General features: G+C 57.1%; 10 protein-coding genes and 1 pseudogene. 5 read left to right on the forward strand and 6 right to left on the reverse strand.

The window, feature by feature from the left end; genetic code table 11:
* Positions 1–37: 37 nt before the first annotated feature.
* Both CBE74_RS22680 and CBE74_RS22685 read right to left on the reverse strand, forming a co-directional pair.
* Positions 38–208, reverse strand: coding sequence for a DUF4236 domain-containing protein (locus tag CBE74_RS22680; RefSeq protein ID WP_087454540.1), 171 nt, complete (start codon positions 206–208; stop codon positions 38–40).
* Positions 209–210: 2 nt separating this feature from the next.
* On the reverse strand, positions 211–2,868 hold the full coding sequence (locus CBE74_RS22685; protein ID WP_087454541.1) for an ATP-dependent Clp protease ATP-binding subunit: 2,658 nt from the start codon (positions 2,866–2,868) through the stop codon (positions 211–213).
* 232 nt (positions 2,869–3,100) lie between these two features.
* On the opposite strand from CBE74_RS22685, the gene CBE74_RS22690 reads away from it, so the two are divergent.
* On the forward strand, positions 3,101–3,742 hold the full coding sequence (locus tag CBE74_RS22690) for a Pr6Pr family membrane protein (protein WP_087454542.1): 642 nt from the start codon (positions 3,101–3,103) through the stop codon (positions 3,740–3,742).
* A gap of 73 nt (positions 3,743–3,815) precedes the next feature.
* Here CBE74_RS22690 and CBE74_RS22695 read toward each other — a convergent pair.
* Both CBE74_RS22695 and CBE74_RS22700 read right to left on the reverse strand, forming a co-directional pair.
* Positions 3,816–5,219: pseudogene (locus tag CBE74_RS22695) on the reverse strand (MFS transporter).
* A gap of 36 nt (positions 5,220–5,255) precedes the next feature.
* Positions 5,256–6,248 (reverse strand): nucleoside hydrolase, encoded by a 993-nt coding sequence (locus CBE74_RS22700; protein WP_087454543.1) that lies wholly within the window; start codon positions 6,246–6,248, stop codon positions 5,256–5,258.
* Between the two features lie 196 nt (positions 6,249–6,444).
* Here CBE74_RS22700 and CBE74_RS22705 point away from each other — a divergent pair, with 196 nt between their 5' ends.
* On the forward strand, positions 6,445–7,245 hold the full coding sequence (locus tag CBE74_RS22705) for an alpha/beta fold hydrolase (protein ID WP_087454938.1): 801 nt from the start codon (positions 6,445–6,447) through the stop codon (positions 7,243–7,245).
* Between the two features lie 110 nt (positions 7,246–7,355).
* Here the strand turns inward: CBE74_RS22705 and lysS are convergent, their stop codons facing one another.
* Positions 7,356–8,912 (reverse strand): lysine--tRNA ligase, encoded by a 1,557-nt coding sequence (lysS, locus tag CBE74_RS22710; RefSeq protein WP_087454544.1) that lies wholly within the window; start codon positions 8,910–8,912, stop codon positions 7,356–7,358.
* Between the two features lie 114 nt (positions 8,913–9,026).
* On the opposite strand from lysS, the gene CBE74_RS22715 reads away from it, so the two are divergent.
* From CBE74_RS22715 to CBE74_RS22725, 3 genes are all read left to right on the forward strand, one after another.
* Positions 9,027–9,971, forward strand: coding sequence for an SPFH domain-containing protein (locus CBE74_RS22715; RefSeq protein ID WP_087454545.1), 945 nt, complete (start codon positions 9,027–9,029; stop codon positions 9,969–9,971).
* A complete protein-coding gene (locus tag CBE74_RS22720; protein ID WP_087454546.1) occupies positions 9,972–10,184 on the forward strand; it encodes a type II toxin-antitoxin system antitoxin in 213 nt (70 codons plus the stop codon). It begins immediately after the preceding gene.
* Positions 10,185–10,328: 144 nt separating this feature from the next.
* Positions 10,329–11,618 carry a dicarboxylate/amino acid:cation symporter gene (locus CBE74_RS22725; protein WP_087454547.1) on the forward strand — a complete coding sequence of 430 codons (1,290 nt, stop codon included), beginning with the start codon at positions 10,329–10,331 and terminating at the stop codon, positions 11,616–11,618.
* Here the strand turns inward: CBE74_RS22725 and CBE74_RS22730 are convergent.
* Positions 11,615–13,120, reverse strand: a complete 1,506-nt coding sequence (locus CBE74_RS22730) for an aldehyde dehydrogenase family protein (RefSeq protein WP_087454548.1) — start codon at positions 13,118–13,120, stop codon at positions 11,615–11,617. The genes CBE74_RS22725 and CBE74_RS22730 overlap by 4 nt on opposite strands.
* Positions 13,121–13,129: the final 9 nt, after the last annotated feature.

The following is a 13,129-nucleotide window of genomic DNA, read 5'->3' on the forward strand; positions in this document are numbered from 1 at the left end:
TAGCGCCAGCCCCACCAGGCTGACGCTACATCTTCTTCTACTTCCAGCGACCTCTAAAGCTAAGCCCGCCTGGCAACTTCACATACACGCCACCACGGCTATTCAGCGTTACCGGACCGATCTTGGTGCTCGCTGATGCTCCCGAGCCCGAGAGATTCAGCCAGCTGTTCTTGCCGATCTTTTTGCGCTTGCGGTAAGTGATACTCATGATTACTGTTCCTTAGCTTCTTCTACATCAAAATCAGCTTCGGGAACCATCTCAGGATCATCTGCTGCATCGACCACAGCTTGCTGTGCCTCGACGACCTCAGGAGATTCCGTGGCAAAATCCATCAGTGGCTTCGGGCGCGGTGCGAAGGTAAATGAGGCCTTGTCCGTCTCCTTGGACTCGCCATCCCATCCCTCAACATCTACCGTGACGATCTCGCCAGCGCCGACCTCACCAAAGAGAATCTTCTCGGAGAGCGCGTCCTCGATCTCGCGCTGAATCGTACGGCGCAATGGACGTGCGCCCAGCACTGGATCGAATCCCCTGCGTGCCAAGAGGCTCTTTGCCTTCTCGGTGAGCTCGATGCCCATGTCCTTCTGTGCCAAAGCCTTTGCCACACGACCAACCAGCAGGTCCACCATCTGAACGATCTGGTCTTGAGTGAGCTGATGGAAGACCACGACCTCGTCGATGCGGTTAAGGAACTCAGGGCGGAAGTGCTTCTTCAGCTCATCGTTAACCTTCTGCTTCATCCGGGTGTACTGGCCATCCGCGTCATGCTCGCCGACAGAGCTAAAGCCCATGCCCACGGCCTTAGAGATGTCCTGCGTGCCGAGGTTTGACGTGAAGATCAAAACGGTGTTCTTGAAGTCCACCACGCGCCCTTGGCCGTCGGTAAGCCGTCCGTCTTCCAGCACCTGCAGCAGCGTGTTGTAGATCTCTTTGTGTGCCTTCTCGATTTCGTCGAAAAGCACAACGCTGAAAGGCTTGCGGCGTACCTTCTCCGTGAGCTGGCCACCTTCCTCGTAACCAACGTATCCGGGAGGAGCACCGAACAGGCGTGAAGCAGTGAAACGATCATGGAACTCGCCCATATCGATCTGAATCAACGCGTCATCATCACCGAAGAGGAAGTTAGCCAGTGCCTTGGAAAGCTCGGTCTTACCCACACCGGATGGCCCCGCGAAGATGAAGGAACCGGAAGGACGGCGTGGGTCCTTCAGCCCGGCGCGGGTACGGCGAATCGCACGGGATACAGCCTTGACTGCGTCCTCTTGGCCGATGATGCGCTTGTGCAGCTCATCTTCCATGCGCAACAGACGAGAGGACTCCTCTTCCGTCAGCTTGAACACTGGGATGCCCGTCCAGTTGCCCAGGACCTCCGCGATCTGCTCCTCGCCGACCTCAGCGATTTCTTCCAGATCGCCGGAACGCCATTGCTTTTCTTTCTCTGCGCGTTCCTCGTTCAGCTTCCGCTCGGTATCGCGCAAGCCAGCGGCCTTTTCAAAGTCCTGCGCATCAATCGCGGCTTCCTTTTCCCGGCGTACCTCTGCGATGCGATCATCGACCTTGCGGATCGACTCGGGAGCGGTCATGCGCTGAATGCGCATGCGTGCTCCGGCTTCGTCGATAAGGTCGACTGCTTTATCTGGCAAGAAGCGGTCGTTGATGTAGCGATCCGACAACTGTGCCGCGGCTGCTAGCGCGCCGTCCGTGATGGACACGCGGTGGTGTGCCTCGTAGCGGTCGCGCAGGCCCTTGAGGATCTCAATGGTCATCTCCACGCTTGGTTCCGGCACGTTGACTGGCTGGAAGCGGCGCTCAAGAGCGGCGTCCTTTTCAATGTGCTTACGGTACTCGTCGAGAGTCGTTGCGCCTATGGTCTGCAGCTCGCCGCGGGCAAGCTTTGGCTTCAGCAGGCTGGCGGCGTCGATAGCACCTTCAGCTGCGCCGGCACCCACCAGGGTGTGGATCTCGTCGATAAACAAGATGATGTCGCCGCGCTGATTGATCTCTTTGAGGACCTTCTTCAGGCGTTCCTCAAAGTCGCCGCGATAACGCGATCCTGCGACCAAGGAACCCAGATCTAAGGAGTACAGCTGCTTGTCTTTAAGGGTCTCGGGCACCTTGCCGTTGACGATGTCTAGAGCCAAGCCCTCAACCACGGCGGTCTTACCCACACCGGGCTCGCCGATCAACACAGGGTTGTTCTTGGTACGACGAGAAAGAACCTGCATAATGCGCTCGATTTCTTTCTCACGCCCCACAACCGGGTCCAGCTTGCCATCTTTGGCTGCCTGCGTCAGGTTTCGGCCGAATTGATCCAGCACCAAGGAGTTGGAACGCTCACCCGCGCCGCTGCCGCGACCTGCGCGTGCTGCGCCTGTGCCCGCACCCACGGCTTCACCGCCGGATTCGTTATTCTCTGGGCTCTCTCCGCCTTCATAACCGGAAAGCAGCTGGATAACCTGCTGACGCACACGAGGCAGGTCTGCCCCGAGTTTGACCAGCACCTGAGCTGCAATACCTTCGCCTTCGCGGATTAGGCCCAGCAACAGGAACTCGGTACCGATGTACTTGTGTCCCATCTGCAGCCCCTCGCGGAGGGAAAGCTCAAGCACCTTCTTGGCGCGCGGGGTAAAAGGAATATGCCCGACTGGCGGCTCGGAGCCGTGTCCGATAATTTCTTCTACTTCTTGGCGAACCGCTTCCAGGGAGATGCCCATGGATTCGAGGGCCTTTGCAGCAACGCCCTCACCCTCATGGATAAGTCCGAGCAGGATGTGCTCAGTGCCGATGTAATTGTGGTTAAGGCCGCGCGCCTCTTCCTGGGCCAGGACGATCACGCGACGTGCACGATCGGTAAACCGCTCGAACATGGTTGCACCTCTTTTTCACTAGTTTGCCCCGCTAATGTCACCCACTGTAACGCTGTGCTTTGACATTTCCTTGCACTAGCGAGCAAGACAGCTCACCATACCCCCGTGATAAGCCGTATAACCTGCACTTTTATAGGTGTACGCCGGTAGCGAACAAACACAGTCATGGCATTTAACGCCTTGCCCAACGTGTTCACTTGAATTAGCACTTACAAAGCGTATAGTTTCGCCAGTGAACATACTCGGACGTCTTCTCGGTCTCGTTGGCCTTATCGGTATCATCCTTGCGGCTTATCAAACTGCAACAGAACCTTTTACCGACTGGCCTGCGTTTGATACCCCAGCCAAAGCCCTCCTCGCTGAGTTCTCTTTCTTCACAATGTGGTCCAACATCGTGGGCACCATATACCTCTTGCGTGCGGGCCGCACTCCCCGCTGGTTCACTGTCGACGCAGTAGCCATGCTGGTGGTCACCGGAGTCGTTTACAACACGCTTCTCGGCGGCGAGCTGCACGGGCTCTGGACAATTAGCAGCCCAATCCAGCACACCTTTATGCCCATAGCGGTTCCCCTCTACTGGCTACTGACCATCCGTGGCCGCCCCACATTCCAGCTCAGCTCCATCATTGGTGCTCTGAGAATCCCGGTGGTCTGGTCGGCACTGACCCTCTATCGCGGCGCTACCACCGGCTGGTACCCATACTTCTTTATCAATGTCACCGATTTGGGACTCCCTATTGCGCTGCGCAACATGGCCGGCGTTTATCTCGGATTCTTTATCCTCGCCCTAGTCCTGGGCCTGCTTGAGCGTTTGATTCTGTGGTTAAAGCGCAGTTCCAAAACTGCCGCCACCATCGCAGCCTCCTCGCTCTAGTACACCCCTAATTCTCTACTCACTGCATAAAAATGTGCCCCAGCATCGCATGACGCTGGGGCACACAGTGTTTTTACACCTCGACGTGCTTCGGAATAAAGAAGCTCGTGGCCACGGACAAGCCAAGAATTATGGCTCCCACGATAAACGCCGTCGTGTATCCGGCCGCCGAGTCCGATCCTGCCGGTGAGCCCGCAACCATGAAGACCGGGAGTACCGCGAAGGAGATTCCGGCGCCAAGGTTAAAGGCAGCAGAGTTCATGCCTGGGAGGAATCCCTCGTTATCTGCAGGTGAGTTCACCACGCCCAGGTTGTTCAGCACGATATTGCCAATTCCGGCGTACGTAATACCTAGGAGGACTACCGAGGCAATGAGGACCACCTTGGATGTACTTCCGGCCAGTACCAAGACGAGAAGGAGCGCTGCGGAGGAGGCATTACCGATCCGGAGCAACCGGCTGTAGCCGATGCGTGGCGCCCAACGTCCTGCGAAAGGCCCTACCAGCCAGCTGATGAGAGCGTAAGGGGTAAGCAGCATCAGGCTGGCAAGGTCAGCCGGAAGCCCAAAACCAGCATCAGGATTCTGCGCGAGTGAAATAGCTACGCCGTTCACTGCGGCGAACACACCCGTCATGGTGAGCACAGTGGTCAGCAGCAAGCCCCAGGTTTGCCGACGCGCCAGGTATTTGGGCGCAACCATAGGTTGGTCGTGCTTGTTCTCCCATTTCCAGAACCCTGCAAACACAACAAGTCCGAAAAGAATGAGGCCAGCAACGAGTGCCCAGTTGGCAGCCGCAGCTTTGCCTGCCTCATTGGCGGCCATGGTGATGCTGAAGACAGAAATCACCAGGATTGCCGCTCCCACCCAGTCCATCTTCACGTTGTCAGATGGCTTAGATTCCGGCGCCCAAAGAGCAACGACCACGGTGGCGATGACACCGACGATGGCGATAAACCAAAAGACCGAGCGGAAGCCGAGGTGCTCTGCCATCCATCCCGAGGCGATAACGTCGATACCTGCGATACCACCATTGACGGCTGCAATGATGCCCATGAGTGTTCACAGACGCACCTGGTCACGCACTTGGCTGCGCAGGATGATCAGGGTCATGGGGATGGTGGGTCCAGAGCTACCCTGCAACGCACGAGCGATAGCCAGCACCGTGATATTGGGGGCGAGTGCCGCCATGAGGCCACCAATCGACATAACGGCAAGCATGATCACAAGAATTTTGCGGCGCCCCACGATATCCGAGAGCCTGGGGAGGAAGAGACCGCACATAGCCCCGCCGGTAAAGAAGGCCGTTTGAGTGAGGCCAACAGTTGCCTCGTCAGTCCCTAGTTCCCGTGCCATGGTGGCAAGCACTGGGGAGAGCATTGAGGCGTTGAGTTGGAAGGCTATTGCTGCGGTAAGCAGAACCGTCATAAGAAGGGCGATGCCGCCCTTGCGGGTGTCTACTGGGTCATGAAGAGTCATAAAGTTACCTGTGTAATAAGGAACGGATTAGTCCGCTTAATCCGCAAAATTCGTGTTTCCGATGTTGGCAAGTGCCTGCGTCAGCATTGTCCAGAACAGGTCGCAGTCAGCGTCGACTGCAACGTGATGCTGTGGGGTTTCCTCAAAATCATCACGCTGGGCCAGCGTGGATGGGTCTGAGTTTGTCCATGTTCTACGCAGGTCCACGATGGTTTGCCCACGGGCGTAGTCGCCTTGGGTTTCCACGTAGATTGGGGCTGCAACAGTACGGATAACTGAGGGATTGGCCACCGCAGCAACGGCAAGAGGGTCGTGCATCGGCGGGCCAGGGTAGCGACGCTCACGTTTGTAGGAAGCACCAAAGAAGTCGATCAATTCCGCGACAAAAGCAGAGACGTCGGTATTGACGTCGACAAGCTGTTGCAACCGCTCGGGCACTGCCAGCACTTTGTGCGTAACGTCCAGGCCCACCATGGTTACTTTCCAGCCAGCTTCAAAAACAATCCGTGCTGCTTCTGGATCCGCAAGAATGTTGAATTCAGCTGCCGGAGTCATGTTTCCGGTGTGGTGTCCACCACCCATGAGGGTTACTCCAGCTACCCGTTCAACTAGCTCCGGATACATGCGAGCAAACAAAGCAATGTTGGTGAGTGCTCCCGTGGGAACCAGAGTGATACTGCCTGGCTCGTGTTCTTTGACAACGTCCGCAATCAGGTTCACAGCGTGGCGCGAGTCGAGTTCCACGCCGGGAACCGGAAGCTGCGGGCCGTCGAGCCCCGAATCACCATGGATTTCTTCGGGGATGAGCTGCGGTCCCAGCAGTGGCCTAGCTGCGCCGGCAGCAAAGGGCACCCCTGTGATTCCCGCAACTCGCGCCATCGCACGAGCGTTTGTGGTTACCTTTTCCAGCGTTTGGTTTCCAGCCACGGTAGTAACCGCAAGTAGGTCAATATCGGGACTTCCCCAAGCAAGCAGGATCGCAATGGCATCATCATGCCCCGGATCGCAGTCAAGGATGATCTTTTTCAAGGTGACTCCCTAGTACGTGATCTAGCAATGTTCGCTGCACCACACACTAGCGTGTCACTGGTTATATCCATAAGACGACACCTGTGAAGGTTGCCACTCCACCACCCCCTTTAACGTGGAGGAAATCGTTTGCGCTTTTATTGCACAAGCGGATGATATGCGTCACCCCGCGCGCTATGCTGCCATACTTTTACTTATGAACATCCACTACCAGCACACATCCCTCTCGCCACGAATGACCGTCCTGCTCACGCACGGCTATGCTGAGCATTCTGGCAGGTACCAACCGCTCATTCAAGCTTTTCTCGACGCAGGCTACGATGTCGCTTCCTACGACCTACGGCAGCACGGCACAGCCTACGACCCGACACGCCCGCAAGCATGCGTCGACGTTGCACAGCTTATCGACGATCACCTCGCCGTCCGCGCAACCGTCACCCAGAACATGCGCACTCATAGCCTCGCGTTTTTCGGCCACTCCATGGGCGGAGTAATCACAGCAGGTTCTTTACAGAAGAATCCCGCAGGAGTTTCTGCGGTCATGCTTTCTGCCCCGGCACTGCGCCAATTCCCCGCTGTCCCCTTACCCCTAGCAAAGGCACTGCGCGTACTCGCCACGGCTATTCCTAACCTCCCCACGGTCAAGCTTTCCAGTGCCGACATCTCCCACGATCCCGCCGTTATCTCTGACTATGATTCCGACCCTCTTAATTATCGCGGGCCAGTCCCGCTACTAACCGCCATTTCGATGGCTCTCGCAGGGGCACGCGTGCTCAATTTCCCCTGGCCGGCACACGTGCCACTTTTTATCGCACATGGAACTGCAGACAAACTCGCAGACATTCGCGGATCAGAAGCTTTAGCAGCCTTAGCCCGCACACGGCTCATCACAGTTGATGGTGCTTTCCATGAAATATTCAACGAACCCGAGGCTCCAGAACTTAGAACAACAATGATTAATTGGCTGGAGCAACAGCAGGAAACTAAAGCAACATAGCTTCAGGTTTGTACGTTGCAGAGTTTATCGAAATAAAAGAGCAACAATACAAAATTCCCTCCCGTAAAATTCTGTTCACTAAACAGTTTCACGAGAGGGAATTATTCTTTTTAGCGTTCTGGCTTCACCATCGGGAAGAGAACGGTCTCGCGAATACCCAAACCAGTGAGCGCCATCAGGAGACGGTCGATGCCCATTCCGGTGCCGGAGGTCGGCGGCATGCCCTGCTCCATTGCAGCAAGGAAGTCTTCATCCAAGACCATAGCCTCGTCGTCGCCACCGGCGGCCAGGCGTGCCTGATCTTCAAAGCGCTCGCGCTGAATAACCGGATCGACAAGCTCGGAGTAGCCGGTAGCCAACTCAAAGCCACGAACGTAGAGGTCCCACTTTTCGGTCACACCTTCTTTGGAGCGGTGATCGCGGGTGAGCGGGGAGGTCTCTACGGGGAAGTCACGCACAAAGATCGGCCCGGTCAGCTGATCCTCGCACAGGAATTCCCAGATTTCCTCCACAAACTTTCCGTGGCCCCAGCCCTTGCCAGGTTCTACCCCAATGGCTTTGGCAATCGCCTTCAGCTCGTCCACGGTGGAGTGGATGGTAACCTCTGACTGCCCTGGGAACTTGCGCGCAAGTGCCTCGTTAAGGGACGGATACATCTCGATGGAAGGCCATTCGCCGCCGAGGTCATACTCCGTGCCGTCTGCAAGTGTGACGGTGGTGGAACCGAATACATCTTTGGTGATGTACTGGATCATGTCCTGGTGCAGCTTTGCGCCATCATCGTACGTTCCATACGCCTGGTAGGTCTCCAGCATGGAGAACTCCGGGCTGTGGGAGGAGTCCACGCCCTCGTTGCGGAAATTGCGGTTCACTTCAAAGACCCTCTCAATTCCGCCTACTACGCAACGCTTGAGGTAGAGCTCGGGAGCGATGCGCAGGTAAAGGTCAATGTCCAGGGCATTGGAGTGGGTCTCAAACGGACGCGCTGCAGCGCCACCGTGCAGGGTCTGGAGCATAGGGGTCTCCACCTCCAGGAAGTCGCGCGATTCCAGGAAGTTACGCAGAGAGCGCATCACCTTAATACGGGTCAGGGCGTTGGTGCGGGCCTGTTCCCGCATGATCAGATCGGTGTAGCGGTGACGGATGCGGGTGTCCTCGCTCATGTCGGCAAAAGCGACAGGCAGCGGCCTCAGCGATTTGGACGCCATCTGCCAGCTCTTGGCCATCACCGAAAGCTCGCCGCGCTTAGAGGCGATAACGCATCCGCGGATAGAGACGATGTCGCCTAGGTCTACGTCACTCTTCCATGCAGCCAGGGCCTCTGCACCGACTTCAGCCAGAGAGAGCATTGCCTGAATATGCTCGCCGTTGCCCTCTTGCAGAGCCGCAAAGCACAGTTTGCCGGTATTGCGAACAAAAAGGACACGACCTGCAATAGCAACCTCATCGTGGGTTTCATCGCCGGCGGTGAGGTAGGTAACGCCCTCTTCCCCGCCAGCATCGCCTTCCCCAAGGACCTGGTATTTCTTGCGCAGATCGGTGATTGAGGTGGTCCTATCAACAATCACCGGGTAGGCGTCTACGCCGGCGTCGATAAGCTTCTGGCGCTTATCGCGACGAATACGTAGCTGTTCTGGCACGTCTGGGGAATTTTTCTGCTCGCTCACGGGGTATGAGGGTAGTCCACGTGCAGTAACCTGACCAACCCCTCCTCCCCTTTGACAAAGTGATATCACATTATTTAATCTGATATCACTTTTCCCTCGATGAAAGGAAGTACTATGACAACAGTCACCGATCGCCCCGTGGGTCATGAAGGCGCCCAAGTTGACGTCACAGAAAAGACCCCGTGGATTGGAGGTAGCGGCCTCGCTGGCATCGCCGCCCTTGCGGTGATTATTGGACTTCCCGGCGCGATCGCACTCGCGGCCTTTGGCATCTACCTCTTGGATAAAGGCAGCAACACTGGCGCGCTACCACTCATATGCGGCATCGTGCTCCTCGTCGCCTTCTCCATCCTCGCCGGAATGATCAAGGTCATCTCCCCCGGCCACACCCTGGTGGTGCAATTCTTTGGCCGCTACCTCGGCACAAACCGAACAACCGGCCTCTCCCTTAACCCGCCACTGAGCAACTCCGCCAAAGTTTCGGTTCGCGTGCGCAACTTTGAGACCAACGAGATCAAGGTCAACGACCTCAACGGCAATCCCGTGAACATTGGCGCAATCATCGTGTGGCAGGTAGCCGATACCGCCAAGGCGACTTTTGCCGTGGAAGATATGGACGAGTTCATCCATTCCCAGGCGGAGTCCGCGTTGCGTCACGTAGCTACCACCCATCCCTACGACGGTGGAACCGCAAATCTCCCGTCACTGTCCGGCTCCACCGAGCTCGTGTCCAAAGAGCTTGCCGACGAAGTCGCCGCACGGGTCGCCGTCGCCGGATTAGAGATCGTCGAAGCACGAATTTCCAACCTGTCGTACGCACCGGAGATCGCCCAGGCCATGTTGCAACGCCAGCAGGCAAACGCGATTGTCGATGCTCGCGAGACCATCGTCGAGGGCGCCGTCTCCATGGTAGAAAGTGCGCTTGCTCAGCTAGAATCACGCGATATTGTGGAACTCGACCCGGAGCGTCGCGCAGCTATGGTCTCCAACCTGCTCGTCGTCCTCTGTTCCGACAACAACGCACAACCCATGATCAATACAGGCAGTTTGTACACCTAAATGCCCAGAAAAAGCATCCCCCTTCGCATTGACCCGGCGGTCGCCGAGGCCATCGCCCGCTGGGCGCACGACGAGGCGCGCAGCGTCAACGCACAGATCGAGGTGATGCTGCGCGACCAGCTCCGCAAAGCAGGGCGATTGCCTAAAAATGTCGGGGAAATCCCCAAACCCGGCAGGCCGCAAAAAATTAACCCCGATCTAACCCCAGACTGATCTGTACAGAATCGCGTTATACCAGCGCAAGGATCAATTTCTGGGGTTTTCCCTTTAATTTTATAGACCAACCTGTCTTTTGGGAATAGACATTCCTGTACTAGCGTTGTGCCAGACGAAACAAACACAACCCAAAGGGGAATCATGAAGTGGAATAGCTTTGGAGCTCAGGTGATCTACGGCCTTATCGCCGGAATTATCCTCGGCCTTATCGCCAGCTCAATGCCAGACGGGAACTGGCTTACCACCGCGCTCACCACCGTGGGCAGCGATTATGTCACGCTCCTGAAGGTCTTGATCCCACCTCTGATGATGACAGCCGTTATTACGTCCATTGCCAACCTGCGTCAGGTTACCAATGCCGCACGACTGGCTGTAAAAACCCTCATCTGGTTTGCCATTACCGCGTTCTTCTCAGTACTTGCAGGCATAGGCGTTGGCCTGATTTTTAAGCCCGGCGAGACCTCGGGGCTGCAGGACACCTCCGCAGCGCCGTCGTCCGTTGGATCGTGGTGGGCGTTCCTTGAAGGAATCGTCCCCACCAATATCGTGGGTCTAGAGGCACGCACCAAGGTCGTTGATGGTGTGGCCTCCACCGGGCTGAGCTTCAACGTGCTTCAGCTGCTGGTAGTAGCCATCGCCCTAGGAATCGCGGCAGTGAAGGTCGGCGAGAAAGCCGAGCCTTTTATCAACTTCAACCGCTCACTGCTGGAGATCATCCAGAAGGTGCTGTGGTGGATTATTAGGCTCGCCCCCATCGGCACCGCCGCTCTTATCGGCAAGGCTGTGGCTACCTACGGCTTTGATGCCATGGGCGCCCTGGGCAAGTTTGTTCTTACCGTCTATGTCGGCCTCGCCATCGTCCTACTCGTGATCTACCCAGTGACCTTGAAGCTGCATGGCCTTAATGTCACCCAGTTCTACCGCCGCGTCTGGCCGGTAACCTCCTTGGGCTTTGTCACCCGTTCCTCCATGGGCGTTATGCCCGTCACCGAGCAGACTGCTGAGGCAATCGGCGTTCCCAAGCACTACGCTTCCTTCGCCGTACCGCTGGGCGCAACCACCAAGATGGACGGCTGCGCTGCGGTCTACCCGGCAGTAGCTGCGATATTTGTGTCCCAGTTCTACGGCGTACCGTTCAACTTCACCGATTACGTTTTGATCGTTATCGTTTCCGTCCTCGGCTCCGCAGCCACTGCCGGAACCACAGGCGCTACCGTGATGCTCACACTCACGCTGTCCACCTTGGGGCTCCCACTGGAAGGCATTGGCCTACTGCTCGCCATCGAGCCGATCATCGACATGGGCCGCACCGCAGTGAACGTGACGGGCCAGGTACTCGTCCCGGCTATCGTCGCAAAGCAAGAAAAGCTTCTCGACTCCGTCCAGTTCAACGCAAAGCGCACCATCGCCGAGGAAAAAGTCTCCGTCTAACCGGCAAACCAGCCGGTGACACCCGGCGCGATGTTGTGATACACGTGCTTGAGCTCTTGGTACTCGGCCAAGCCCGTAGGACCAAGCTCCCGGCCATTTCCTGATTGTTTCATTCCACCCCACTCCGCTTGCGGCAGGTAGGGGTGGAAATCGTTTATCCAGATAGTCCCATGCCGCATCGCACGAGCCATGCGCTCCGCTTTACCCGCGTCGCGAGTCCACACGGCACCGGCCAAGCCGTACGTTGTATCGTTGGCTATTTCTACGGCTTCCTCTTCCGTCTGGAAGGTCTCCACGGTCACGGTGGGGCCAAATGCCTCATCGTGCACGCAATCCATCTCGCGGGTGCAGCCGTCGATAACGGTGGGGAGATAAAACTCCCCTCCCATCTCTTCTGGAAGCCCACCGGTAAGCACCTGCGCGCCCTGTTCCTTGGCACGTTCGACGTACGCGTGCACCTTGTCACGGTGTTCCGCAGAGATGAGCGGTCCGGTCTCTGCGTTTTCATCTAGCGGCCCGCCTAGACGAATCTTTTCCGCACGTTTGACCAGCTCCGCAACAAATGCATCGTGAATCGACTCTTCCACAACAAGCCGCAAGCCCGCGGAGCACACTTGTCCCGAGTGAACAAAGGCCGCGTTGAGAGCGTTATCCACTGCGGCATCAAAATCAGCGTCGGCAAAGATCACGTTAGGGTTCTTACCACCGAGTTCTAACGCCACTCGTTTGACCCTCTCAGCGGCATTGCGCGCGATAATTTTTCCGGTCTCAAGACCGCCCGTAAAGGAAACCATATCCACGTCTGGGCTCACGGATAAAGGATTTCCGCAGCGTCCACCAGCACCAGTGATCAGGTTGGCCACGCCCGCAGGAACGCCCGCCTGGCTCAGGATAGTCATGAGCATCATGGCGGTGTGAGGGGTGAGCTCGGCCTGTTTTAACACAAAAGTGTTGCCGGCTGCCAGCGCAGGGGCAACCTTCCACGCAACCTGAAGCAGCGGATAGTTCCACGGGGTAATAAGACCGCATACGCCTATGGGCTCGGCGTCGATACGCGAGCGCACGTTGGGGTCTCCGGGGTCGACCACTCGCCCCGCCGAATGCTGCGCCAGGGTGCCAAAGTACTCAAAGGCATTCGCAATGTCGTCTATGTCGAGCTCAGACTCAACGAGTCGCTTGCCGGTGTCCGCGGACTCCGCGCGCGCAAGCTGATCCTTGTTCTCCCGGATAGCGTCTGCCACTTTCAGCAGAATCTTGCCGCGCTCTACTGCCGGTGCCCATTCCCCAGCATCAAAGGCCCGTCGCGCGGCTTTAATCGCCTTTTCCATATCCGCTTCGGATGCCTCAGAGACGGTGCCCACAACGCTGCGATCCGCCGGATTAGTAATCACGCGGGTCTCGCCATCGAGAGCTGGGACCCACTGGCCGTCGATAAACAGCGTCGCGGGGCCGTGAGCGCATGCGTCTGCGAGCAAGGGGGATGTGGTTGGATCAAAAAGCATAAATTCTCC

The sequence above is a fragment of the Corynebacterium silvaticum genome, from assembly GCF_002162115.2.
GTDB classification, from domain to species: Bacteria; Actinomycetota; Actinomycetes; order Mycobacteriales; family Mycobacteriaceae; genus Corynebacterium; species Corynebacterium silvaticum.

Bases quoted from the DNA above. Each gene is read 5' to 3' on its own strand.
- CBE74_RS22685 (WP_087454541.1), bottom strand. From the start codon at position 2,868: ATGTTCGAGCGGTTTACCGATCGTGCACGTCGCGTGATCGTCCTGGCC.
- CBE74_RS22705 (WP_087454938.1), top strand. From the start codon at position 6,445: ATGAACATCCACTACCAGCACACATCCCTCTCGCCACGAATGACCGTC.
- CBE74_RS22680 (WP_087454540.1), bottom strand. From the start codon at position 208: ATGAGTATCACTTACCGCAAGCGCAAAAAGATCGGCAAGAACAGCTGG.
- CBE74_RS22715 (WP_087454545.1), top strand. From the start codon at position 9,027: ATGACAACAGTCACCGATCGCCCCGTGGGTCATGAAGGCGCCCAAGTT.
- CBE74_RS22720 (WP_087454546.1), top strand. From the start codon at position 9,972: ATGCCCAGAAAAAGCATCCCCCTTCGCATTGACCCGGCGGTCGCCGAG.
- CBE74_RS22725 (WP_087454547.1), top strand. From the start codon at position 10,329: ATGAAGTGGAATAGCTTTGGAGCTCAGGTGATCTACGGCCTTATCGCC.
- CBE74_RS22730 (WP_087454548.1), bottom strand. From the start codon at position 13,120: ATGCTTTTTGATCCAACCACATCCCCCTTGCTCGCAGACGCATGCGCT.